General features: G+C 47.5%; 19 protein-coding genes and 4 tRNA genes. 15 read left to right on the forward strand and 8 right to left on the reverse strand.

The window, feature by feature from the left end; genetic code table 11:
- Window positions 1-41: 41 nt before the first annotated feature.
- The 3 genes from Q3O60_RS01465 to Q3O60_RS01475 all read left to right on the forward strand — a co-directional run bounded on the left by Q3O60_RS01465 (window position 42) and on the right by Q3O60_RS01475 (window position 7,538).
- The gene (locus tag Q3O60_RS01465; protein ID WP_305892130.1) at window positions 42-3,008 is read left to right on the forward strand and encodes a bifunctional diguanylate cyclase/phosphodiesterase; all 2,967 of its coding nucleotides are present in this window, start codon (window positions 42-44) and stop codon (window positions 3,006-3,008) included.
- Between the two features lie 73 nt (window positions 3,009-3,081).
- Complete coding sequence (locus Q3O60_RS01470; RefSeq protein WP_369812609.1) at window positions 3,082-6,216, forward strand: amidohydrolase family protein; 3,135 nt, start codon at window positions 3,082-3,084, stop codon at window positions 6,214-6,216.
- The gene (locus Q3O60_RS01475; protein WP_369812610.1) at window positions 6,216-7,538 is read left to right on the forward strand and encodes an amidohydrolase family protein; all 1,323 of its coding nucleotides are present in this window, start codon (window positions 6,216-6,218) and stop codon (window positions 7,536-7,538) included. The genes Q3O60_RS01470 and Q3O60_RS01475 overlap by 1 nt, the downstream gene beginning before the upstream one ends.
- Window positions 7,539-7,595: 57 nt before the next feature.
- Here the strand turns inward: Q3O60_RS01475 and Q3O60_RS01480 are convergent, their stop codons facing one another.
- The 3 genes from Q3O60_RS01480 to Q3O60_RS01490 form a co-directional block, all read right to left on the reverse strand.
- Window positions 7,596-8,330 carry a PEP-CTERM sorting domain-containing protein gene (locus Q3O60_RS01480; RefSeq protein ID WP_305892131.1) on the reverse strand — a complete coding sequence of 245 codons (735 nt, stop codon included), beginning with the start codon at window positions 8,328-8,330 and terminating at the stop codon, window positions 7,596-7,598.
- 192 nt (window positions 8,331-8,522) lie between these two features.
- On the reverse strand, window positions 8,523-9,317 hold the full coding sequence (locus tag Q3O60_RS01485) for a response regulator (protein ID WP_305892132.1): 795 nt from the start codon (window positions 9,315-9,317) through the stop codon (window positions 8,523-8,525).
- A 92-nt stretch (window positions 9,318-9,409) separates the two neighbouring features.
- A complete protein-coding gene (locus tag Q3O60_RS01490) occupies window positions 9,410-9,814 on the reverse strand; it encodes a translation initiation factor (RefSeq protein WP_305892133.1) in 405 nt (134 codons plus the stop codon).
- A gap of 160 nt (window positions 9,815-9,974) precedes the next feature.
- Here Q3O60_RS01490 and Q3O60_RS01495 point away from each other — a divergent pair, with 160 nt between their 5' ends.
- From Q3O60_RS01495 to Q3O60_RS01505, 3 genes are all read left to right on the forward strand, one after another.
- Window positions 9,975-10,718, forward strand: a complete 744-nt coding sequence (locus Q3O60_RS01495) for a GAF domain-containing protein (RefSeq protein ID WP_369812611.1) — start codon at window positions 9,975-9,977, stop codon at window positions 10,716-10,718.
- 16 nt (window positions 10,719-10,734) lie between these two features.
- The gene (locus Q3O60_RS01500; RefSeq protein WP_305892134.1) at window positions 10,735-11,928 is read left to right on the forward strand and encodes an amino acid aminotransferase; all 1,194 of its coding nucleotides are present in this window, start codon (window positions 10,735-10,737) and stop codon (window positions 11,926-11,928) included.
- 93 nt (window positions 11,929-12,021) lie between these two features.
- Entirely contained in the window at window positions 12,022-12,438 is a 417-nt protein-coding gene (locus Q3O60_RS01505; RefSeq protein WP_305892135.1) for a CBS domain-containing protein, read from the forward strand.
- A gap of 69 nt (window positions 12,439-12,507) precedes the next feature.
- Here Q3O60_RS01505 and ettA read toward each other — a convergent pair whose 3' ends face one another.
- Window positions 12,508-14,169, reverse strand: a complete 1,662-nt coding sequence (ettA, locus tag Q3O60_RS01510) for an energy-dependent translational throttle protein EttA (RefSeq protein ID WP_305892136.1) — start codon at window positions 14,167-14,169, stop codon at window positions 12,508-12,510.
- 159 nt (window positions 14,170-14,328) lie between these two features.
- Here ettA and Q3O60_RS01515 point away from each other — a divergent pair, with 159 nt between their 5' ends.
- Both Q3O60_RS01515 and folE read left to right on the forward strand, forming a co-directional pair.
- On the forward strand, window positions 14,329-14,682 hold the full coding sequence (locus tag Q3O60_RS01515; protein ID WP_305892137.1) for a DUF2750 domain-containing protein: 354 nt from the start codon (window positions 14,329-14,331) through the stop codon (window positions 14,680-14,682).
- 117 nt (window positions 14,683-14,799) lie between these two features.
- Complete coding sequence (gene folE, locus Q3O60_RS01520) at window positions 14,800-15,447, forward strand: GTP cyclohydrolase I FolE (RefSeq protein WP_305892138.1); 648 nt, start codon at window positions 14,800-14,802, stop codon at window positions 15,445-15,447.
- Between the two features lie 44 nt (window positions 15,448-15,491).
- Here folE and Q3O60_RS01525 read toward each other — a convergent pair whose 3' ends face one another.
- Window positions 15,492-18,473, reverse strand: coding sequence for a bifunctional diguanylate cyclase/phosphodiesterase (locus Q3O60_RS01525; protein ID WP_305892139.1), 2,982 nt, complete (start codon window positions 18,471-18,473; stop codon window positions 15,492-15,494).
- Between the two features lie 188 nt (window positions 18,474-18,661).
- Between Q3O60_RS01525 and Q3O60_RS01530 the strand changes: the two genes are divergently transcribed.
- Window positions 18,662-19,213: a glutathione peroxidase gene (locus Q3O60_RS01530; protein ID WP_305892140.1), complete on the forward strand. Its 552-nt coding sequence runs from the start codon at window positions 18,662-18,664 to the stop codon at window positions 19,211-19,213.
- A gap of 80 nt (window positions 19,214-19,293) precedes the next feature.
- On the opposite strand, the gene Q3O60_RS01535 is transcribed toward Q3O60_RS01530, so the two are convergent.
- Both Q3O60_RS01535 and rnhA read right to left on the reverse strand, forming a co-directional pair.
- A complete protein-coding gene (locus Q3O60_RS01535) occupies window positions 19,294-19,926 on the reverse strand; it encodes an alternative oxidase (protein WP_305892141.1) in 633 nt (210 codons plus the stop codon).
- 299 nt (window positions 19,927-20,225) lie between these two features.
- A complete protein-coding gene (gene rnhA / locus Q3O60_RS01545) occupies window positions 20,226-20,705 on the reverse strand; it encodes a ribonuclease HI (RefSeq protein WP_305892142.1) in 480 nt (159 codons plus the stop codon).
- A 100-nt stretch (window positions 20,706-20,805) separates the two neighbouring features.
- Between rnhA and dnaQ the strand changes: the two genes are divergently transcribed.
- The 6 genes from dnaQ to Q3O60_RS01575 all read left to right on the forward strand — a co-directional run bounded on the left by dnaQ (window position 20,806) and on the right by Q3O60_RS01575 (window position 23,476).
- The gene (gene dnaQ, locus Q3O60_RS01550) at window positions 20,806-21,519 is read left to right on the forward strand and encodes a DNA polymerase III subunit epsilon (protein WP_305892143.1); all 714 of its coding nucleotides are present in this window, start codon (window positions 20,806-20,808) and stop codon (window positions 21,517-21,519) included.
- Window positions 21,501-22,964: a TIGR03503 family protein gene (locus Q3O60_RS01555; RefSeq protein WP_305892144.1), complete on the forward strand. Its 1,464-nt coding sequence runs from the start codon at window positions 21,501-21,503 to the stop codon at window positions 22,962-22,964. Before dnaQ ends, Q3O60_RS01555 begins: the two co-directional genes overlap by 19 nt.
- Before the next feature lie 107 nt (window positions 22,965-23,071).
- Window positions 23,072-23,148 (forward strand) — tRNA-Asp (locus Q3O60_RS01560).
- 24 nt (window positions 23,149-23,172) lie between these two features.
- Window positions 23,173-23,249 (forward strand) — tRNA-Asp (locus Q3O60_RS01565).
- Between the two features lie 30 nt (window positions 23,250-23,279).
- Window positions 23,280-23,356, forward strand: a tRNA-Asp gene (locus Q3O60_RS01570).
- Between the two features lie 43 nt (window positions 23,357-23,399).
- A tRNA-Asp gene (locus tag Q3O60_RS01575) sits at window positions 23,400-23,476 on the forward strand.
- A gap of 208 nt (window positions 23,477-23,684) precedes the next feature.
- On the opposite strand, the gene Q3O60_RS01580 is transcribed toward Q3O60_RS01575, so the two are convergent.
- Window positions 23,685-25,121: a YfcC family protein gene (locus Q3O60_RS01580; protein ID WP_305892145.1), complete on the reverse strand. Its 1,437-nt coding sequence runs from the start codon at window positions 25,119-25,121 to the stop codon at window positions 23,685-23,687.
- Window positions 25,122-25,290: the final 169 nt, after the last annotated feature.

Consider the following 25,290-nt stretch of genomic DNA (forward strand, 5'->3'; position numbering starts at 1 on the left):
GCTTGACGACCATAACTCATCGCTAACAACAGGCAACTTACGTGAAAGATGTACACCTGCACAAGCCAACCGGAATTCGCTCACTTAGTGTGAAACTGGCTATTTTGGTCTTTATGTGTACCTTGTTGGCAGGGATTGCTGTGCTTTGGGGGGTATTATTTTTGCAGCGAATGGTGTTGCTGGAGCAAGAAAAAGTAAACCTTCAATTGATGGTGCAGCGGACCGCAACTCAGATTGAACAACTGATCATAGAAAAAGAAAAAAAAGCCGTCACGGCCAATCAAATTTTTACCCGAGCGCTGACCGAAGTCTCCCTTCAGGACAGCGTACCATTGCAACGTGATAGTGATGGCAGCATTCGGCAAAGCGACCGGCTTTCGGGTGCCTTTCTTGCCCGTCATCATGCAGACACTTCAGCTACTGAGTGGTTTGAGAAAAGCAATCGAGTCTGGCCACAACTGGCTCCATTGATGGTGCAAGACTTCTTTAATTTTTATTTTATCGCCAACGACCAGTTTATTCGTATTTCTCCAGCTGGCTGGGCTGAACAGGTCGAAGCCGACCATGATTTTCATCAAGATGTTTTTTACGCCATTGCTACCCCAGAGCGAAACCCTGCGCGGGTGCCCCGCTGGACCCCGGTGTACTATGACTCAATCTGGCAACAGTGGATGACTAGCCTAATTGTGCCGGTGTATATCGACGATGAATTTGTCGGTGTGACGGGCGCTGATTATGTACTGGATAGTTTATTTGCTGACGTGTCGGCAGCCGCATTGATGACCCAACAAAAGAAAATCATGCTGTTTGAACGTTCTGGCCATCTTGTTATAGCGCCGGATCTTCAGCTCAGTGACGCTCATAGAATGAATACCTTACTTAGTTCTCAAGACCAAGGGGTTGAACAAGTGGAGCTTAAGCAGTTTAAAGAGCAATTGCTGGCCCAGCCTGAATCAATAGCACGTTATCGTGCGGTGACTGAACAATTCTTAATTCAGGCTGCAAGTATTGACCGGTTGAATTGGTTTCTGCTGATGTACCGTGAAAAGGATGATGTATTCAGTATTCTAAAATCGATTCAATCAAAGGTGGTGTTTTTTTTCATTTTGATCGCGTTGCTGGTGGCATTAATGCTTCAGTTCTTTATTTATCACCTTGTTTTAAAGCGGTTAAATCGTTTGTCCAACACGGTGCATCAGCTGGGCCGCGGTGATTATCAAGAACTTTATTTTGATCAGAGCCACGATGAAATTGGGGTACTGAGTAAAGCATTTTCAGGCATGTCAGATGAAATATCACTATTGCTGGATGGCCTGAATGCTCGCATTGCCGAGAAAGAAGAAGCTGAACGTTCAACCAAAAAACTCACCAAAGCAGTCGCGTTTTCCAGCTCAGGTATTGTGTTAACCGATGCCAGTCTGGCTATTGAATATCTCAACCCTTTTTTGGTGGATATGTTGTCTTTGCATGGACAGGACGTGGAAGGCAAACCGCTCACTAGCCTAATTGCGGATGAAATGGGCTTTGTCAGCAAGGATATTGAGCAAACCATTTTTTCACGTCATCACTGGCGTGGCGATATTTTGTTGGCTTACCAAGATAAGCAGTTTTGGGTCTCGCTAGCGATAGCACCCATCCGTGATGAGCGGGGTAGCGTGACCAATTATGTTTGTGCTTTGCAGGATATTTCTTTTATGAAAGAAAGCCAGAAAAAAAAGGAGCAGCTGGCTTATTTTGATGTGCTGACGGGCCTCGCTAATCGTGGCTATTTCCGTGAACAGCTACGAAAAGCACTCGCTATGTCGCAACGGGGGCATTATCACTTCGCATTATTGTATTTTGATTTGGACGAATTCAAACTTATCAATGATACCTTAGGCCATGACGCAGGCGATGAGTTATTAAAAGAGGTTGCTCGGAGGTTGATCAGTCGCTTGCGAGAAGAAGATACCATTGCACGTTTGGGAGGTGATGAATTCGCTGTGATTTTAAGTGGAGTTGAAAATCGGGAGCAAGCTGCACTTATTGCGGAAAATCTGCAGCATGCCTTTGCTGCTGCGGTTCGTCTGGGAACGCAGGAGGTCTCGATTAGTGCCAGCATTGGCATTACCATGGCACCAGAAGATGCCAATGACGAAGAGCTATTACTAAAGCATGCTGACTTGGCTATGTACGAAGCCAAAGCTCGCGGTAAAAATACCTTTCATTTCTTCAGTCAGGATTTAAAAGATGCTGCTAAAGATAGGCTTGAACTAGAGAACCAGCTACGGGAAGCCATTCGTGAGCATCAGTTCATGTTGTACTATCAACCAAAAATCAACTTAGAAACACAGGCTATTGTAGGCTATGAAGCGTTGATCCGCTGGTTACGGCCTGATAATTCACTGATCCCACCAAGTCGTTTTATTCCGGTAGCAGAAAGTACCGGGTTGATCGTAAAAATTGGCGAGTGGGTGATCTGGGAAGGCTGTCGCTTCCTGGCACGTCAACGCAGCCGAGGTTTGGATGTTGACTTGTCGATTAATTTGTCAGTTCGCCAGTTTAAGGATAATAAACTAGCTGAAACTGTGGAGCGGATTTTACAACGCACTGGTGTAGAACCACGGCGTATTATTTTTGAAATTACTGAAAGTATGCTCATGGGAGACACCGATGCGGCTATTCATCAGTTAAATCAGTTGAAAAGCCTTGGCGTGTCTTTATCTATTGATGATTTTGGTACAGGCTACTCTTCACTAAGTTATTTAAAGCGCTTTCCGGTTGATGAGTTGAAAATTGACCGCTCTTTTGTGCAAGATATTCCTGGTGAACAAAATGATATGGATATTGTGGCTGCAATTATAGCCATGGCGCAGCAAATGAACTTGCGAGTGGTGGCTGAAGGTGTAGAAACTGCGGAGCAGGCTAAGTTTTTAAAAGACCATGCTTGCTTTGTGGTGCAAGGCTATTACTTTAGCATGCCACTGGCCGAACAAGAGCTTGGACAACTCAGTTTTACCGTGAATTAAGCTTTGCGCTCAAAGCTCTGCTGATACAAATACACTCAGTAATGTCCAACATGCCTTAACTTGCAGGATAATAATGATGAAAAAAAATGCACTATGGATAAGTGTGGTCTCGGCATCTTTGGTTGCCCCCATGCTGTATGCAGATCAAACATCTCCCCAGTTGGGGATTCGCGATAAAACCCCTAATTTGGTAGCACTGACAAATGCCACTGTGACTACTGAACCAGGGCGCAAACTGAATCAGGCCACTATTCTAATAAAAGATGGTGTGATTGAGTCGGTACAAAGTGGTGGCTCAGTGCCTGCTGGTTATCAAACACATGATTTGAGCGGTTATCATGTCTATGCTGGCTTTATCGACCCTTACACACAGTATGGTATTGAGCAAGCTACAAGCGTTGAAGGTTTTCGCTTTGGTCAGCCACCTCAATACAGCCATGAACGAAAGGGTGGCAATGCTAGTAATGCTGCGATCCATGCTGAACGTCGCTGGGTTGATGATTTCAAACCGGACGCATCTGCAGCGAAAAGTTTGACTGAGCAAGGCTTCACGACGGTTCAATCTGCACGGCATGATGGTATTTTTCGGGGTGCTGCGCTCGTGGCTTCTTTGCAGCAGGCCTTACCGGGTGATGCCATTCTTCGTGCTGAGGGTCGTCACTTTTTATCTTTTAGCAAAGGAAGTTCGACCCAAAGTTACCCATCCTCACTGATGGGCAGCATGGCTTTGATGCGTCAGACGTTATCGGATGCTAATTGGTATGCTTCAGCCCAAGGCAAAACCGATGTCCGTTTTCATGGTGGGCCTATTGAGTTTAATGCTTCGCTGGCTGCATTAGGCCGTTTGCCTGAGCAAGGTGTATTATTTGAAACTACGGATGAACGCTCCTTGTTGCGTGCTCATCAGTTACTGGCAGAGTTTAGTCTGGATGATGCCGTCCTGGTTGGATCCGGTTTTGAGTATGCCCGGCTAGACCAAGTGAAAGCCACCAACCGCCCGCTGATCCTACCGCTTAATTTTCCTGCCGCACCAGATGTGCAGTTGGTTGATACGCAGCTGGACGTTAGTCTGGCTGATCTACGCCACTGGGAGCGTGCGCCGGCCAACCCTGCAGCTGTTGCTCAGGAAGGTATTCCTTTCGCTTTGACCAGCCATGGGTTGGAGAAAAAATCAGAGTTCTGGCCTAACTTACGCAAAGCGATACGGGCTGGCTTGACCGAACAACAAGCATTGGCTGCGCTTACCACTGTGCCTGCAGGTATGGTTGGTTTTGCCGATCGGTTGGGTAAGGTTGCTGCTGGGTATCAGGCTGATCTCGTGGTGAGCCGTGGGGATTTGTTTGCTGATGGTGAGATCGTCGCCACCTGGCTTCGTGGTCAAGCGCAGCAGCACAGCCCAGTAAATCCAGTCGGTTTTTCAGGTCGTTATGCCATCCATATTGCTGATCAAGCTGCTGAGTTGGTTCTGACTGGCCGTGCACCAAAGCTAAAGGGCGAGGTTTCTCTGGCTGAAAAAACGGTGAAGTTGGAACACTTACATACTTTAGGTTCGCAATTGCAGTTCAGCTTGCCACTGAAGGAGCTAACTGGTCAAGCGGTCGTATTGCAGTTTCAAGGGCAGCTACGAGAGCAAGAATTAAGAGGAACCTGGTCGGATGCAGCTGGTGATACACATAGCATGCAAAGCCAACGTCAACCAGTTGAGTCGAAGGCGTCTAAGCCGTCAGATACAGCCGCTTCAACGATGATATCTCGTTTGACCTTCCCAAACCGCGCCTTCGGTGTGACTGCGCTGCCTCAACAACAGAATCTGCATATCAAAAATGCCACGGTTTGGTCCGCTACTGATGCGGGCGTGCTAGAGCAAACAGATGTCATTGTTCGGGATGGCAGGATCCGCCAACTAGGTCAGAATTTATCTACCCCCAGGGGCTATCAGCTGGTTGATGCCACCGGCATGCATCTTACTCCAGGTATCATTGATGAACACTCGCATATTGCGACAGAGCAAGGTGTGAATGAAGGTTCCCATGCCAATACCGCTGAGGTAAGACTCGCAGATGTGGTCAACCCGGATGACATTAATATTTACCGTGGTTTAGCGGGTGGTGTAACCACTGTGCAGCTATTGCATGGTAGTGCGAACCCGATTGGTGGTCAGGCGCAAATTTTGAGTTTGCGCTGGGGACAAGATGCAACTGGCATGAAGTTCCGTGAGGCACCACCGAGTATTAAGTTCGCCTTGGGTGAAAACGTGAAACAATCGAACTGGGGAGCTCAATTTACCTCACGCTATCCACAGACCCGCATTGGAGTTGATACCTTTATTCGTGACCAGTTTCAAGCGGCGAAAGAGTATCAGGCGCAATGGGAAGCCTATCAGGGGCTGTCTCGTCGTGAGCGCAATCAAGTGGCTCCGCCTCGTAAGGATTATCAATTAGAAACACTGGTCGAAATTTTGAATGAGCAACGCCATATCCATACGCATTCGTATGTGGCTTCAGAAATTTTGATGTTGATGGCGCTAGCCGACGAGATGGGCTTCCGTATTAATACCTTCACCCATATTTTGGAAGGCTACAAAGTAGCCCCTGAAATGAAAGCGCATGGCGCTAGTGTTTCGACCTTCGCTGATTGGTGGGGTTTTAAGATGGAAGTCAATGATGCCATTCCAACCAATGCGTGTTTGATGCATGAGCAGGGCTTAAATGTCAGTGTGAATTCAGATGATCCAGGCCTATTGCGGCGACTGAATCAAGAGGCAGCTAAGTCGGTGATGTATTGCAACATGGATGAGCATGAAGCCTTGAAAATGGTTACCATCAACCCTGCTATCCAGCTAAAAATAGATGATAAAGTGGGCTCTATTGAAGTGGGTAAGCAAGCTGATTTCGTGCTGTGGGATGGGCATCCATTGTCGGTGTACAGCCAGGTTCAGCAAACCTGGATTGAAGGTGCTAAGTACTTTGACCGCGAGTCAGACTTACAGCAACGTCAGCAATTGCAGCAAGAGCGGCAGCAGTTGATCCAGAAAGTGTTAACCGCTGGCGAGTCGGCTCGTCAAGGCAGCACCACTGGGTACAAAGATGATGATCCAATTTGGCATTGTGATGATCGAGCCGATTGGTTGCATATTCGTTTTGGCCACCAGTATGGCCATTCGCATGCACATTCTCATGCCCATGGACACCAACAGGAGCACCACTAATGATGAAGGCTAATGATGTTTCTAAGGCGCTTCAGTGCCTGATGCTGATAGTAGCCCTTGGCTACCTTACTGTTAGTCAGCCTGTGTTTGCTGCAAACCCAGTACCTGGCCCGGCACAGAGCCAACCGATACTACTGCACAATGCCACTGTTCACACAGCAGTCGGCGAGGCGGAGGTGCAGGATGTCTTGTTGGTGGATGGAAAAATTGCTGCGGTGGGGCGTCAGCTAGCGATCCCAGCTGATACCGAGCGGTTTGATTTAACCGGTAAGCACCTTTACCCTGGTCTAATTGCTTTGATCAATCAGCTAGGCTTAATAGAAGTGGGGGCGGTTCGGGCGACTCGAGATGATCGAGAGATCACCGACACCAATCCTGATCTGCAGGTGCAGGTGGCGTTTAATGCCGACTCAGTGGTGATCCCGACCATTCGTAGCAATGGTTTCAGCCACAGTTTAATTTATCCAGCAGGCTCAATGATTGCGGGCCGCTCAGCTTTAATGCAGCTGGATGGCTGGAATTGGCAGGACTCATTGGTGCAGTCGGATGTTGGTTTGCATGTTAATTGGCCGTCTATGTCGATCCGCACCGGTTGGCGTAGCCAGCATAGCCCAGACAAGCAACGAGAGCAGCAACAGCAGCAACTGGAGCAGTTACAACACTACTTTACTCAGGCTCACGCCTATTACTTAGCAGAGCAGGCGGGTAAAAACCGAGGTAAAGATTCACGTTGGCACAGCATGTTGCCTTTCTTTGCTGCCGAGCTACCTCTGTTCGTTCATGCCGATGATCCACGGCAAATCCGTCAGGCCATGCAACTGGCCCAGCAGTATCAAGCTCGCTTGGTAATTGTGGGTGGGCGAGACAGCTGGCGTATAGCTGACGAGCTGGCAGCGGCAGATGTAGCTGTTATTTATACCGCTCCGTTCGGTTTACCCACTCGAGCGGACGAAGGCTACGATCAGGCCTTTATGGCACCGGGGCAACTGCGTGAAGCAGGAGTTCGGGTTGCATTGTCGTTAGATGGCTTTTGGGATACTCGTAATCTGGTGTTTGCCACCGGCCATGTCACCCGATATGGCTTATCCAAGCAGGATGCCTTACTAGCGTTAACGCTAGATGCGGCTAAGATCGCTGGTGTGGCTGATCAGTTAGGCTCGATTGAAGTAGGCAAAAGTGCCAGTTTAGTCGTATCAGATGGTGATATTTTTGACTACCTGGGACATCAGATTGAGTACATGTGGATTGATGGCCGTTTAGTCGATTTGGATAATCATCACAAGCAGTTGAATCGTCGATACCAACAACGATATCGGCAATAGGCCAAGCGTAAAAAGGTGTCCAATGGACACCTTTTTACGTTTTATGCAGCTAAATTTTTAATGACGTCGACGCCATTGTAAACCGAGTAAACCGGTTAGCAGCAATAATAGTGTTGCTGATGCAGGTACCGCGACGGTTGAAGCAATATCTGTATCGGTATAAAACATCATGGAGCCGACGACACCATTTGGATCAAAGTTAATCGTCATGCTGGTATAAAGATCACCATAAAAAGTTTGGCCAAACCATACTTGATTGCTGTAAACAACGCTAAGAGGCTCAAAGTCTGTTGAACCTGAAAATAAATCGACTTCAAAAAAAGCGCCACTTTGTGAGCCAGGTGTACCAGTTGAGCCAGCAAACATGTCTTTAGTATCAAAAACAATATTACCTGGCGCACCGTTCAGGTGGAGCTGGGTCACTGCGACACTGGTATCAAATGAAAACGGGTTAATATAACTATCACCCTGCAAACTTAGCTGCCAACCGTCACCGATTGCGGCTCCAAATGCTGCATTGCCTAAGCTACCATCAAATAAGACAGTTTGACATTCGTTGCTGACAAAGCAGGCCGTGACTGCAACCCCATTTAGATTTGCTCCACTACTGGAGTCAATGACTTCAGAGGTTGTATAGGAGGTGCCTGCATCAAAAATGATAGGGGTAGCATGCGTAAGACCTGAAAACAGGCAAACAGCGCTTGCAGTGAATAATAAATCCCTTAACTTCATAACTATTCCTTGAGCGATACTTAAACCACGAAGAATACAGGTATTTCTGCATTGCTTCACTACTGTTCAGAAAGCATGCAAAAATCATTCCCACAATTTATCTTTGTATTTGTATCAATAATTTACAGCATAACCTAATGATTGATCTATAAGCCAGCATCGAAGAGTGTAAAAATATCTGACAAAACATCACTTCTAGTAGCAAATAAAATTATCTCCAATTTTTCAAAACATAATACTGAAAGTTGGTTATTATTCCAACAGTTTAAATAATAAACTTTTCACGGTTTCCGGAGCAAAGGGTTTATCGCACACCGCATTGACACCTGCTTGTTCAATAGTGCTGAGGTGGGCATCATTGGCCTCGCTGGTGACCATCAAAATAGGAATATGAGCTTGCTGGCTGTGTTCTCGTATATAGCTGGTCAGTTCCCGGCCGTTGATCTCCGGCATATTGTAATCAGTGACAACCAGATCAAACATCTGTTGCTGCAGTATAGCAATGGCTTCTTTGCCGTCTTTGGCTTCAACCAGGTGCTGAATACCCATATTTCGTAACACCCGTTGGATATGATTCCGCGCCAGAGTACTGTCATCCACGACCAAAACGCGGACATCATGCACATCGAACATCGATAACTCAAGTTCAGAAGGTGTGAGTAGGTCTACCGCAGCATTTAACGCCATCCCCAAGTGATCGGCTGTGAAAGGTTTAGGCAAAATGGCAATAACGCCAGACTGTTTAAACTGCTCTAGTTGAGACTTCCGATGCTCGCTGGATACCAACATAAAAGGCAGGTGCGCCAATGTTGGTTGTTGATGAATAAAGTCGAGTAAATCAGAGGCGGTACCATCACTAAAGTGTAAGGCGGAAGCAATGAGGTCTGGCTGATGATTGTGTAGCCGTTGTTTGGCCTCGGCCAGAGTCGCGGCTTGATCAATATGCTGAATGCCTTCTTGTTGTAAGTGTTTCATAATGACTTTGCGTTGCATGTCCGATGGCTCGACCAGCAACATGGAAAGATCAGCAATTGAAATATGATTCATAAAAATCGAGCACCTATATCAAGACATTGTTGTAGAGTAAGCTTGTGTAAATGAAAGCCATCTTGTCACTATGGTGGTTTAGTTCGTGCCACTTAACCGCCGGACCATTTGGTTGTAAACCCCAGTCGCTGCAGTGCCTGTTCCAGCTTTTCACGTTGCTCACTCTGAATTTCAATCACACCTTCTTTCACCGTTCCGCCGCAAGCACAGGTTTTTTTCAGCTGCTGGCAGAGCTTGGTTAACTGTTCGTGCGGCTCTGCAATACCTCGAATGGTAATAACACGCTTGCCACCTCGTCCTTTTGACTCGCGCTGCAACAGCACTTTACCATCCGCAAACGCCTGACCTGACGCTTTGCTGGCTTTGGCAGGCATCACAGTACCGCCATCAGTTCGGTACACCAAGTCTTGATCAGACGGAGCTGAGATTGAAGAAGGCGCAGAAGCAGGATTGAGCTGTTGCTGCCAGTCTGCCAACGAGATGCTTTTTCGACTCATAACGACCATTCAAAGGAAATTTACCAATGCGGTCAAGAGTAAGCATCTTCCCGCTGTGTTGCAACCTGACATGAATTTATTTCTGTTGGCTTTTGCTGATTTTTTGCCTAGAATGCAGTTTGTGTTTTAGAAATCTGGATGGCTAAAAGCAGGGTGGCACGTGTTGATTGATCATTATTTACAACAAAGTGGGCTGGTTGAATGGGCTCAGCTGAATCAGGTTGAACTCAATCACACCGAGATTGAGCGTGAAGTTCAGTGGTTGGAACATTATCTGGATGAATGTTTAGCGACAGAGCATCAGCGCAAAGAACCATGTGAAGTGCAGTGGCAGTATGTAGTACCCGAGCTTGGTGAGGGTGGGGCTTGTTCGTTGTTTGGTCAGTTGGCGGATGCATCTTATGATTTATCCCTGATACTTGGTGGTAAAACGACCAAAAACGAGCAGGCATTGCAGCAATTACAGCGCTTTGGCCAAGCTTTTCAGCAGCGCACTGGTATGGAGTGGTTTGGTATTTATCAAGCCCGAGCCAATACAGAGCAGCAGCCTGTCTTGGTGAAGTTGGCCTATTATGGCGCTCCATCCCGGGCTGAGTTTCCACTAACGGCAGAATTTGCCCGTTACAGCAATAACAGCAGTGTTGGTTTAACTGGTAAAGCGCGCGTGATTAATGATATTCCGGCGTATTTAGCTCGAGGTGGCGATTATTACAGTTGCGATCCTAAAGTTCAGGCGGAAGCCTGTTTGCCTCTGTTTGACCAATCAGGCAAAATAGTCGGCATTATTGATGCTGAAGCATTTCAGCAAAATGTCTTTAACCCTGCGTCCCTGGTATTGTTGGTTGCCATTTGTCTGATGGTACCCGCATTTCTGCCAGCAGCAGATCTTCCAAGCAGTGACTAAATACAGGTAGAGCATTATGTTTTCTCAGTTACAGCCAGTGGCGACCGATCCAATTCTTGGATTGATGGCAGCGTATCAACAAGACACCAACCCCAATAAAATTGATTTGGGTGTTGGCGTTTATAAAGACGAACAAGGCCATACAGCCGTGTTGAAGTGTGTCAAAAAAGCCGAAGCGATGCGTCTGGCTAAAGAAGACAGCAAAACCTATATTGGCATGGCCGGTGATTTAGGCTTTAACCAGCATATCGAAAAGCTTGCTTTTGGTCCTGAGCATCCGGCTTTGTTAGCGGGCCGCCTGACTACCGCTCATACCCCTGGTGGTACCGGAGCACTGCGTGTTGCGGCAGAGTTTATTAAACGGGCCAATCCCGATGCGACGATTTGGGTCACGACACCAACCTGGGCCAATCATATCTCCTTGTTTCAGGCTGCAGGGCTTAAGGTCAAAGAGTACAGCTATTACGATTACGACACCAAAGAGCTGTTGGAAGCAGAAATGTTCGCTGAGCTGGCTGAAGTGCAACCGGGCGATGTGGTGCTATTACATGCCTGCTGTCATAACCCGAGCGGTTTGGATCTGACGTTTGCGCAGTGGCAGCGTTTTACTGCCTTGGCAAAAGAGCGTGGTTTTACTCCGTTGGTGGATATGGCCTATCAGGGTTTTGGTGTGGGCTTGGATGACGATGCCGCTGGCTTACGTCATCTTGCTGCTGAAGTCGATGAAATGATCTTGTGCAGCTCTTGTTCAAAAAACTTTGGCTTGTACCGGGAGCGGATAGGAGCTTGCACCCTGATGACAGCGACTCGGGCAATCACCGAGACGTCGCGGTCTGTGCTACTCAGTGTGGTGCGCAGTATTTATTCGATGCCACCCGCTCATGGTGCTATCGTCGTCAGTCATATTCTGGATAGCCAGGAACTGACCGCTTTATGGCACCAAGAGCTGGCCGAGATGCGTAATCGCATTAATGATTACCGTCAGTTGATCGTCGATAAATTTGCCGCCGAAGGAATTGAGCAAGATTTCAGTTTCATTACTCGTCAGCACGGTATGTTCAGCTTTTTGGGCATTTCAAAAGAGCAGATCGAGCGCCTTAAAAGCGAGTTTAGTATTTATATGGTTGGCTCGAGCCGAGTTAGTATTGCTGGCTTGAATCACAGCAATATCGATTATTTTGCCCAGTCTGTGGCAAAAGTGTTGAAGTAGACGTCTATAAAAAAGCAGCTAACCAGCTGCTTTTTTCATTTTTTATTAAAAATACCATACACTGTACTCAGACCCATCAATGAGTAAGCTGCTATGCCTTCGATTACGCAATTAATGAGCCGAAACCCTGTAAGTGTGGAGCCGGATGATAGCTTATTGGTGGTGAAAGAGATTTTTGACCAGGTGAAGTTTCACCATATTCTGGTAGTAGAAAATAATGTGTTGTTAGGCGTTATTTCCGACCGGGATTTATTTAAAGCCTTAAGCCCCAATCTGGGCACGGCCGCTGAGACCACCAAAGATTTAGCCACCTTAAAAAAGCGGGTGCATCAGGTGATGCATCGTAAACCGGTCACCTTACCGGTGACTGCGGAGGTGATGGATGCGGTACGGGTGTTTAATCAGGACAATGTATCCTGCATTCCGGTTGTCGATCAACAGCAGCGGCCGTTAGGCATTGTGAGTTGGCGCGATATTATGCGGGCATTAGGCAAGAAAGAAGCAAAATAGTAGTGTTATCTACGGAAGCACTGTGCGGCCATAGCAGCCAACACAGTGCATTATCCAATAAAATAGCCGTTAGATTTTCTTGTATTTAATGCGATGCGGTTCCAGCGCCTGAGCTCCTAAAGTTTCTTTGATCCAAGCCTCGTAATCCGAGTAGTTGCCTTCAAAGAAATTGATCTGGCCTTCATCGCGGTAATCCAGAATATGGGTCGCAATGCGATCGAGGAACCAGCGGTCATGCGAGATCACCATGGCGCAGCCTGGGAAATCGAGCAGGGCATTTTCCAGTGCCCGTAGGGTTTCCACATCCAAATCGTTGGTTGGCTCATCCAGCAGCAACATATTGCCGCCAGCACGCAGCAGTTTGGCCAGATGCACCCGGTTGCGTTCACCGCCGGATAAATCACCGATAAATTTCTGCTGGTCATTGCCTTTAAAGTTAAAGCGGCCAACATAAGCCCGGCTTGGCAGTTGCACAGTACCGACCTGTAAAATATCCTGACCGTCTGAAATCTCCTGCCAAACGGTATTTTTCGCGTTCATGCTGTCACGGAACTGCTCAACGGAAGCCAGTTGCACGGTATCACCGACACTAATGCTGCCTGAGTCAGGTTGCTCACTTCCACTGATCATTTTAAATAAGGTGGATTTACCAGCACCGTTCGGGCCGATAATACCCACAATAGCGCCTTTAGGAATGCTGAAGCTTAAATCATCAATCAGCAGTTTATCGCCAAAGCTTTTGCGTAAATGCTCCACTTCCAACACCTTATCGCCCAAACGCGGCCCAGGCGGAATAAACAGCTCGTTGGTTTCATTACGCTTTTGAAAATCAGAATTTTGCAGTTCTTCAAAGCGTGACATCCGGGCTTTACTCTTAGCATGGCGGCCTTTTGGATTGGTACGCACCCACTCAAGCTCTTGCTTAATGGAGCGCTGACGGGCATGCTCCGTTTTTTCTTCCTGCGCCAAGCGAGCTTCTTTTTGCTCCAGCCAGGAGGAGTAATTGCCTTCCCACGGAATACCATAACCACGGTCGAGTTCCAGGATCCAGCCTGCGACATTATCCAGAAAGTAGCGATCGTGGGTAATGGCGACCACAGTGCCAGGGTAATCGTGCAGAAAGCGTTCCAGCCAGGCAACCGACTCGGCATCCAGGTGGTTGGTTGGCTCATCGAGCAGTAGCATATCTGGCCGCTCCAGCAGCAAACGACAAATAGCCACCCGGCGGCGTTCACCACCGGATAAATGTTCAATGCTGGCATCCCAGGCTGGTAAACGTAACGCATCAGCGGCTCGCTCCAGCGTGTTCTCCAGATTGTGGCCATCTTTGGCCTGGATCAGTGCTTCCAGTTCACCTTGTTCTTTCGCTAAGGCGTCAAAATCGGCGTTTTCTTCAGCATACGCAGCGTAGACTTCGTCCAGCCGGGTGAACGCTTGTTTTACATCAGCCACCGCTTCTTCGACAATTTCACGCACGGTTTTGCTGGTATCCAGCACCGGCTCTTGCGGCAGGTAGCCAATTTTGGTGCCTGCTAAAGGGCGGGCTTCGCCTTCAAACTCTTGATCTACTCCCGCCATAATGCGCAGTAAAGTTGATTTACCAGCACCATTTAAACCCAGCACACCAATCTTGGCGCCAGGGAAAAAGGACAGGGAAATATCTTTTAAAATGGTTTTCTTCGGCGGGACGACTTTCGAGACCCGGTGCATGCTGTAAATATATTGTGCCATGAGATCCACTTCATTGATTGCAATGGCTGAATTGTACGTGATTTCGCTGCAGCCGTGAAGTCGACTCAAGCATGCAATCAACGATGGATAAAAAGTAGCGCATTAGGCACCATATCTGTTCTAATAGTCGTACATTTATTGGCAAGTAGTGAGTCTCCCATGACCGATGTGATCCATGATCCTCAGTATCAGAAATTTGTAGAAGAAGCGAAAACGACCGCCGTGGTCTGGGCTTTAGCCGAAGGTGAAGACTTGTTGGTGGTCGAATCGGTGGAGTTTGAAGAAACCGATGTGATCCCATTTTGGTCAACAGAAGCCGATGCGCAAAAGCAATGCAGTGATGAGTGGGCTGCCTATAAACCGGAAGCGATCCCGCTGGATGTGTTTTGCGATGGCTGGTTAAAAGAGATGTATGACGACGGATTATTGATCGGTACCAACTGGGATGATGAACTGAATGGGCCAGAAGTTGAGCCGAAAGTTTTGCTCACCGCCTTGCGTCGGGTACAATAGCTGCTTGGTATGAGTGGTTTGGTTTGGATTTTTTTGAACTAAAGCATCTATACTGCTGTATAAAGTGAAACTGCTTTATACCGCCATAAAGCGTAGCACTCATTGTCTGGAATTTGTATGTTATCTGAAGAAGCGATCCGCGTTCGTAGCGCCCTGGAAGCCAAAGGGTTAGAAACTCCCATGCTGGAAACGGGACTATCCCGCGATGAAAAGTACAGCAAAATTTCTGCTTTGATGGCAGAAGTTGTCCAGACACTTGGGCTGGATTTAACTGATGACAGTCTGGCAGAAACACCGCATCGCATCGCTAAAATGTATGTCGATGAAATCTTCTCTGGCTTGGATTATCAGAAATTTCCCAAAGTGACGCAAATTGACAACAAAATGAATGTCAAAGAGATGGTCAAGGTGCGGGATATCAGCTTTTCCAGTACTTGTGAACATCATTTTGTCACCATCGATGGTTCAGCAACCGTTGCTTATATCCCGGAGAGTCGGGTTATCGGCTTGTCTAAAATTAATCGTATCGTTCGTTTCTTTGCGCAACGCCCACAGGTGCAGGAGCGGATGACAGAGCAGGTGTTGGTAGCATTGCAAACACTGCTTGAAACCGACAATGTAGCAGTCTGTATTGAAGCGGTGCATTATTGCGTGAAAGCGCGTGGTGTCATGGATGTGAATTCAAAGACCCAAACCACAGCTTTAGGTGGCAGCTTTAAAGACGATGGCCGAACCCGAGCCGAGTTTTTTTCCCGTTTTGCTTGATGGCGTGATGGTTTAAAAAAAGCGGACCTCAACGGTCCGTTTTTTTATGGAATGGCTTGAGGTGTCAGGTGCTGCTGCAAAAAATCGGTAGCACTTTCAGCCAACATGGGGCGACCATAATGATATCCCTGTATATCATCACACCCAAGCGTGGCCAGTAACTGCTGGTGCTCGGCCGTTTCAACGCCTTCAGCAATTGTTTTCAAGCCTAAGCTTTGTGCCATACGAATGATGGCTGTGACAATGGCTAAATCGTCTTTGTCGGTCAGTAAGTCACGAACAAAGGATTGATCAATCTTTAGCTTATTCAACTTGAATCTTTTCAAATAACTTAATGAAGAATAGCCCGTACCGAAATCATCAATAGCGACCCGCATGCCTAATTGCCGCATGGCCTGAATGGTTTTAATCGCTTGCTCAGCATCTTCAACCATGGCACTTTCGGTAATTTCAAGTTCAATACTGCTGGGATCGAGTCGAGCTAATTGCAGATGAGCTTGAATGATATCCAGTAAATCGGTTTGCTTAAATTGTATTGGGGACAGATTAATTGCCATCACTAAGGAATTAAACCCGGCCTGATGCCATAATTTTTGTTGTTGAATGGCGCTTATCAAAACCCACTCCCCAATGCTTTGCATCATCCCCGCCTGTTCTGCCAGAGGAATAAATTCTGCTGGTGATATAAATCCGAGTTCAGGGTGTTGCCAGCGTAGCAGTGCTTCGAATCCGGTAAGCTGTTGCTGATGCAAACTGTACTGTGGCTGATACACTAAATGCAGCTGGTTACGTTCGATGGCAAAGCGTAAAGCATTTTCTAATTGTAAACTGCGATTGAATTGACTTTGCATGTCTGGAGTGAAAAAGCAGTAATCGTTTCGGCCGCCTTCTTTCGCCTTAAACATAGCAATATCTGCATGTTTATACAGCTCATGAAAATTTTGTCCATCCATTGGATAGATCGCAATGCCAATAGAGGCTGATAGAGTAAGGGTTTCATTTGCCACAAAGTAAGGATTGAGCAATTGCTGCAACACTTTCTCTGCCAGACGGCCTGCAGAGTCCTGATTGGTATCCGGCAGTAGTAACATAAACTCATCGCTGCTCAGACGGCAAAGGGTATCTGCGCTCTGACAGTGTTTTTTAAGACGTTGAGCAACTTGAACCAAGACGTCATCACCGGCACTATGCCCGAGCGTATCATTGATTTTTTTAAAGCGGTCAAGGTCGATAAATAAAACTGCCAACTGCGTTTTCAGCTTTTTTGCATGTTGGATAGCTTGTTCGGTTCGGTCGAGCAACAGAGTCCGGTTTGGTAGCTGGGTAAGTGGATCAAAGTGAGCCAGAAAATCCAGTTTCCTTTGATCATCTTTGTAGGTGGTGATATCGCTAAATAAAGCAACATAGTGGGTAAGCTGGCCCCGCGCATCGCGGATCTCTGTAATGGTGAGCCATTCTGGTAACATGCTGCCATTTTTACGTCGGTTCCAAATTTCACCTTGCCAGTAGCCATGGCGCTGAATGGATAGCTGCATGCTTTGATAAAAGCTGGCGTCGTGTTTGCCAGAGGAAAGAACGCTGGGTTTTTTCCCAATAACTTCGTCGGCTTGATAACCGGTAATATCGCTAAATGCTTTATTAATACTTAGTATTTTTTGCTCTGGATCGGTGATTAGCATACCTTCTGAGCTTTGTTCAAACAGTTGCTCAAGCAATTGTAGCTTAAGTTCTGCTTGCTTCTGTGCGGTGATATCAATGTGAGTGCCGACAGTGATATCACCTGGCTCACCGAGCTCATTTAACAGCGTTCTTCCACGTGATAAGATCCATAGCCAGCTGCCATTGGCATGTTGCATGCGAAACTGAACTTCATACATACCATCAGGCTGCGCTAAGTAGTTGAGAAAAGCCTGACTCGCATTGGCTTTATCGTCCGGATGCAAGAAATGAAGCCATACCTCTGCCAAATTGTCCTGGCCCGTTTGATCGTAATCTTTACTATCGCGGCCTAACATACTGAAATACTCAGGACTACATTGCAGAGTATTTTGCTTTTTATGGTATTCCCAAGATCCTGTGTTCGTGGCCTTGATAAAAGAGTGATACCGTTTTAAAGCTTGGTTAAGCTCGGATGTTCGCTCTGCTACCTGAACGGTCAGTTTCCCACGCTGACTGCGGAGCAGCAAAAATAATAAAGCAAAACTATACAGCATCAGGCTGCTGATGATCCCCAGCGACATTTCAAGCCAGAGTGCTGAGTGATGGTACCACCGACTTCGATGGCTAAGTTGCAGCATCCAAGGGTTGTGAGGAAGGGAGAAGATAAACTCAGGTGCATGATCGAGAACGGCCCCACTGTTACTGATCTGTTGCAGCTGGTCTTGTTCTGCTCGCATTAGCCGATAGTGATACTGGTTAGGCGGGAAAAACTCGCTAACGATATCGTTAAGTAGGGGCTCCAACTGCAAAGTGACATTGATAAACCCCCAGAATTCATTGCCATTCGGTGTCGGAGTGGGCAGATACAGTGGTAAGCGGCCTATTACCCCCATACCGCCCTGAACAAGAGGGAATGGACCATTGACTCGCAGCGCCTTTGCTTCTTTAGCTCGCCTCGCCTCTTTCGCCTGTTGTGGGTGACTAAACATGTCAAAACCGAGCAAGCTTTCATTGCCGGTTAGTGGAAAGACTGCACTGACCTGGCCATCCGGTGCCAGCGAAATAGCATGAATATCGGGATAAAACTGCAGTAGCTCTGCAGCGTATTGATTGAAGTCGACAGTGAGCTCTTGCGGCTGTTTGAGGCCAGCTGCGATAGCATAAGCGGCCGTAAAGTTTCGCTCCAACCGTAATTGCAACTGAGCAAAAAAAGCCTGAGCAGCCTGTTGAAGCGCTACGTCTTGTTGCTGCTGTCGATGGCTATCCAGATAGTAAACAAAGGCTGCGTTAAGCAGCAATCCGAGCCCTAAAATACTCAGTGCAAGTGGATGAAACTTGTTGTTCAACAACTCAGTCAAGGTTTTCATAGGGCGGTTATTGAGCCTTTAAATAGGATGATTGCACTAATTTAGGTTGCTATCTAATTGTTTTTAAAAATATTCTAGCCTCTATTGTAGCGTAAATCTGTTTTTTTTCCTTGAAAGCAGAGGAACCATAATGCCGTAAGTGGCGTATAATCAAGGTAGATCAACGCACAACACCAAGGATTATTGCCATGAAAAAGTTACTATTGACCGCCTGCATCGCGGCCTCTATGGTCAGTTTTACCTCAGCTGCCAGCCAATGTGGTGCAGTTCTGAGCCACTCAATGCAGCAGCTGAGCACTCGTGAAACCGTCGATTTATGCGATAGCTTCAAAGGCAAAACCTTATTGGTCGTGAATACCGCCAGTAAGTGTGGTTTTACTCCACAATTTGATGCTTTACAAAAATTGCACGAAGAATACAGCGATAAAGGTCTGGTGGTGTTGGGCTTTCCATCGAATGACTTTCGTCAGGAACATAGTGATGAAGAGCGTACGGCCGAAGTCTGTTACCTCGATTATGGGGTGAAATTTCCCATGTTTACCACTACGTCAGTACGTGGCAGCAACGCCAACCCAGTGTTTCGCGCTCTTATTGATCAAAGTGGTGAGCAGCCGTCTTGGAATTTTAACAAATATTTGGTCAGCCCTGATGAGCAAACCGTAGTGCACTTTGGCAGCCGAACCAGCCCGACCGATGCCAAGTTTATCGCTGAGCTTGAAAAGTTGTTACCGCAAAGCTAGGTACTAGCTCTACAGACTGCAACCACAGTCCCGTGGTTGCAGCTTGACGAGTATGAGCATGTGCTTTCTCAAGACAAGCGCTATTTGCTCAGCTGATTGGCAAAACCATGGTTGACATCACGGTGACCTGCCTCATCGGCCCGCACGGCAATAACTACATCTCGCAGTTTAGCATCGGCTGGCATTTGCCAATAATCTATTGCCACCTGTGGCGCGGCGATATTCTCAATGATGCCCTGATCTATTTCTTCTAAATAGCAGCTGTAACTGAATACCGCTTCTTCTTCAAAATAGCCGACTAAGCGATGCGCTGTTTTTTCTGACACGATATACAAAAGTAAAAAACCAACAAAAAAGAAGCCTTGAGCTAGCAATATCAGGATGCGTTCAAACCAGTTGGGTTTGGCTATTTCAATGAATGTCATCAGGTGCATCCGCTCGTTTTCGGCTTCGTCTAGCAAGACTCGAATCCAGCCTTGATCATCTTCCATGCGGCGTAAACTGCGCATATGACGAATCATACCAGCCACCATGCCAGGGACCCCAGCGACGGTTTCAAGGATCACGGCCCGGTGGCCATAGCGCTTGGCAAAAAAAGTATCTGCACAAAAACGCAGTATTTTGGTCAGACGAAAAGCGATTCGGTCGGATAAATTTTGCGGACTATGGTGGGGTGCTAGTGGATCAGATTGGTGGCTTGACTCTTTAGACATCAGTAGCTCCTACTTTACAATGTATCGACACAGTATGACACAGGACAACTGAACCTCTACTGAGTATCCAGTACGTTAACGCGGTCAGTCTGGGGATAAAGTTTGTCCGCCAGTCGAATGCAATGTGGTATACCAAACATAATACGGATCGAGTTTTGTTATGTTGGCTGGCAAGAGTCGCTGCAACTGCTGGCGCACCTAACCGAGCCAGAAATACCAGATCAAGATTGATTTATGGTCAACATGGCCAAGCCAGCTTCAGTGTTTAAAGCATGATAGAGATCGTTTAGGATATAAGGTTACTTGGTTACTAAACTAAGCTCAAAGCCTTCATCAATGCCAATCGCCGCGTCAGTTGCTGCGTCTCTAGCCAGTTGATCACAGCGCTCATTTTCTGGATGACCGGCATGTCCTTTCACCCAATGCCAGTTGATCTGGTGGCGCTGTGCGGCAGTGTCGAGCCGTTGCCATAGATCTTTGTTTTTCACAGGTTTTTTTTGGCTGGTACGCCAGTCATTCCTTTTCCAACCTGCGAGCCATTGCATAATACCAAGACGGACATACTGGCTGTCGGTGGTTAGATCAACCTGACAGGCCGATTTCAACGACTCCAGGGCGACAATTGCTGCTAATAGCTCCATACGATTATTGGTGGTTTGACGAAAACCACCGCTCAATTCCTTTTTATGCTGCTGATAGCTGAGTACCACGCCATAACCGCCCGGACCAGGGTTGCCAAGGCAGGAACCATCTGTAAAGATGGAGACAGTTTTCAGCATAGAGTAATCCTTATTTTTATGGGGTTTTTCAAGTCAGTAGCGCATAGCAGCGGCAGAGTTGTTATAATTTAACGTAAAAGCGACTTCAGCGGAACCAAAGATGGCAAAACGTCAGATTGTACTGGATACCGAAACCACCGGCATCAGCCCAAAAGAAGGGCACCGCATTATTGAGATTGGTTGTGTTGAACTGATCAACCGGCGTTTTACCGGCAATAATTATCATGTCTATATTAATCCTGAGCGGGAAATTGAAGCCGAAGCAATAGCCGTGCATGGCATCACCAATGAGCGTTTGATGCATGAACCAAAGTTTCGTGACATTGCTCAAGAGTTTTATGAGTACATACAGGGCGCTGAGCTAGTGATCCACAATGCGCCCTTTGATGTTGGTTTTATGGATCATGAGTTTGCCATGCTACGGCCATCAATACCTGCTGTGGCTCAGCATTGCGCGGTACTGGATACCTTGAAACTAGCCCGGGAAATGCATCCGGGGCAAAAAAATAACCTTGATGCACTCTGTCGTCGCTACGATATAAACAACAGTCATCGAACCTTGCATGGCGCCTTGCTGGATGCTGAGATTCTGGCTGAGGTCTATCTGTTGATGACGGGGGGGCAGGTCAATTTAAACCTGGCTGGCGAACGGGAAAAGAGTGATGGCGATCAACCACAGCAGCCGATCCAAATTAAAAGACAGGGGGCTTTGAAGGTGATCAAAGCCAGCGATACGGAACTGCTCGCGCATCAGCAACGATTAGATGTCATTGCAACAGAGTCAGGAGGCCTGTTATGGCCCTTACAGCAGTAAAGTGGATTTTGCTTTGCACGGCTATTGTATGCTGTGGCTTGGCAAGTGCAGATCCTGCTTCAGAGACTGAGCCAGAGCTGACGATTGAGCAATTAGAGCAGATGGAATTAAACTTTCCTGATGCATTGGAAGGAACCCCATTCGACGTTGGCTTTGCCATGCTGGATGAATTACCCACCAAAAACCAGCTGCCATTTTTTGACAATCGTTTTCGTATTGATGCCGAGGTGGATGAAATTACCTTGTTGATGTTTCGTCGGCGAGGTTCACCGGCTGTGATTTTGGTCAGGCCGGATGGCAGCAAAATTAATGTCCGCACGGCAGAGGAGTTTGGCGTCGAGTGGCACGATACCAATAATTACGATTTGATCCGTATTCCCAGACCGATGCCGGGCCCGTGGCAGGCGCTGGGGCGTATTTTACCTGAAAGCCGTATTATGGTGTTCAGTGACATCGAGCTGGATGTCGATCCGTTGCCTGAGCACTTGATGAGTGGCGAAACCCTTAAGGTAACGGCTCGCTTGCAAAATGCTGGTGATCCTATCAATGCACGGGATTTCCGTGAAATTCTGACCTTGGATGTGATTTTTATCAGCACCAATAACCCTGATTATGACAATTTTGGTCGCGGTATCGTACAAGTGGCTCAATTTAGAGATGATGGACGAGGCTTCGATGAGCGTGCCCGTGATGGTGTCTTTACCGGTGAGTTCAAGCTGGATTTTGCTGCTGGAGAATGGGTGCCAAAGTATTTGGTAAAAACACCACTTTATACCCGGGAGGTGGTGCAACCTGCAGTGCTTATTCATCCTTCACCGATCAAGCCAAATATTCAGATTGCTGAAGATGAGAGTGCAGCTCATCACATTCAGTTTACCCTAGTCGATGAGCAGGTAGATGCATCATCGCTCATTGTTCAGGGAGGGATCCGTTATCCCGATGGTGTTGAAGACAGCTTCAGCTTACAAGAACAACAGGGGGCTCATCATGAGTTGGTATTGGATAATCGAGGCTTTGGTAGCTATGTGGTGATCGCTTCTGCTTTTGGCACAACCACCGAAGGTCGTGAGTTTATGCTGACGTTGCCTGTCATCGACTTTTCCGTCAATCTGCAAACCTTTCAGGCGCCTGAGCTTGAAATGCTGCCAGAGGAACTGTTGGCTTTAGAGGCTGAAAAATCACAACAAGAAGAAGAGCCCACCTTTCCATGGGGCTGGGTGATTGTGATCAATACAACGATTTTTGCGATTGGTGGTTGCATCATTTGGCTCACTATTAGCGGTCGCTCATGGCGAGATTTGCTGCCCCGTAAAAAAGCAAAGGGTGAACAAAAACCAGCTGAACAAAAGCAATCAGAAAAGTCAGCTGGCAAAAATGAACCGCAGGATGCTGGTAAAAAAGACGATTTAGACGACATTCTGGATCTATCGTTACCGGATGATTAAGGATTGCGCAATTGTCGGCAAAAAGGTGTTGACGAAGAAAACCCTAACCCTTATCATTCCCGCCGCAATGCAGCATCCGTACCAAGGATTCTGTAATGCTCTGGTTTGGAGCGGTAGTTCAGTTGGTTAGAATACCGGCCTGTCACGCCGGGGGTCGCGGGTTCGAGTCCCGTCCGCTCCGCCAAACCTTTACACAGTTCATGACAGTGGAGCGGTAGTTCAGTTGGTTAGAATACCGGCCTGTCACGCCGGGGGTCGCGGGTTCGAGTCCCGTCCGCTCCGCCACTGTTCAGAATTGTGTATGTATACCGCTGCGGAGCGGTAGTTCAGTTGGTTAGAATACCGGCCTGTCACGCCGGGGGTCGCGGGTTCGAGTCCCGTCCGCTCCGCCACTATACATCCCTTGCTTTGCACTCTGAGTGCGTTCTGTTATACGGAGCGGTAGTTCAGTTGGTTAGAATACCGGCCTGTCACGCCGGGGGTCGCGGGTTCGAGTCCCGTCCGCTCCGCCAACACTTTTCTAATATTTAGACTTGGGTTCGAGAGCCATCTATTTCGCGAACCATTTTCCCTGTGTTATCTTCTTCTGTCTCGAAAATACACCTATCATCCTGTTATCCAAGATAAATTATTATACTGCTCTGATATCTGGTTATTGTATGTTGGAAGGGGCAGAATAAAGCCATGACCAGCAGTTACTGGTCATGGCTAAAAGCAGAATTAAGAGGCAATAACCGCTTCAATGGACGCCATGGCAACTTCTGGTTGCACATCAGCTCCATAACCAAATACTACAGCCAGTACGAGCACTAGAGTGGCAGCCGCCATTAGTTTTAATAGCAACGGAATGCAGAACTTGAACCAGCGGTCATATGGCACACCGGCAATACCAATGATGCCCATCAAGACGGCATTGGTTGGTACGATCATGTTAGAGAAGCCATCACCAAACTGATAGGCCAGTACTGCCACCTGACGCGGTACACCAACCAAATCGCTGAGAGGCGCCATCAACGGCATGGTAACAAAAGCCTGGCCGCTGCCTGAGGGCACGAACAGATTAAGAATGGTCTGGATCACCAGCATACCAAAAGCCGACACAGTTGCGGGGACATGCGACAACGGCATGGATAGGCCGTGTACTATGCTGTGCAAGATTTGGCCGTCCTCTAAAATCAGCGCGATACCGCGGGCAATACCAATCAGTACTGCCGTGGTGGTTAAGTCTTTCACCCCTTCAATAAAGCTATCAGACGCTTGGTCAAAACTCAGCTGACCAATCAGCGTGGTAAGAAGACCCCAACCAATAAAGCAGGCACCGAGCTCATACAGATACCAGCCGTGCTCAGAAATACCATAAACAGCAATACCGATGGTGATGAGGAAGCTGGCTAGGATCAGTTTATGACGCTTGTTTAAACCAGGGTAGCTTTTGTTGCTGATATCGCCGACCGGGCAAGGTAAGTCTGCTACCAATGAAGCTTTAGGGTCGGCAATGACTTTCTGGGCGTATTTCCAGACATGGTGGTAGGCAATAATACAAAACGGCAGGATCAGGGCCAGCCGAAGCCACATACCAGAGTATGGCGGTACTTCAGCGATCCCTTGAGCAATCAGTACCGTGAAAGGGTTAAAGGCAGAGACACCATAACCAACACCATAACCCGCGACCGTCATGCCTACGGCAGTCATACTATCGAGTCGCATGGCCTTACAGAGTGCGACTAATATCAGCACGAAAGGAATGTATTCACCGGCAGTACCTATCGCCCCGGAAGCCAGTGAGAAGAAGAAAATGACCATAAAGATCAGCTTGTGTGGTGCATCGCTGTGTTTTTCCAGCAAGCGGCCAATCAGTGCATCTACCGTGCCGGTTCTGCGCGCGACAGCCAGCACACCACCGACAATAAAGACAAAGAAAATGATGTCCTGAGCGGCGGCGAAAGCGCGGGGTACGGCCGTCAGCAGCTGCCAGGGAGTGAGTAACTCCCGATCCTCAGCCAGCGTATAGGTACCTGGAATGACCACGGTGCGGCCAGTATCGGTTAATGCGGTATCAAAAAAACCCTGTGGTACGATCCAGGTTGCGATCATTGCAATGATCATCATACTGAACAACAAAGTGAGGGTGTGGGGGACCTTAAATTCTTTCTTCATGGAAAGACCTTTTTCGTTATATACCCATTGTCTCTCAAAGCGCACGGGTATTGGTTATCAGGTGTCAAAACCATTCAAGTCTACCTGAAGGCGGGGTGGCAACCAAGACGCTTGTTGTGCATTTGTATAAAATTTATAACGTCTTTGCATGACCACTTGCATGAAGTGC

It is taken from the genome of Alkalimonas collagenimarina (assembly GCF_030717845.1).
Lineage (GTDB): Bacteria > Pseudomonadota > Gammaproteobacteria > Enterobacterales > Alteromonadaceae > Alkalimonas > Alkalimonas collagenimarina.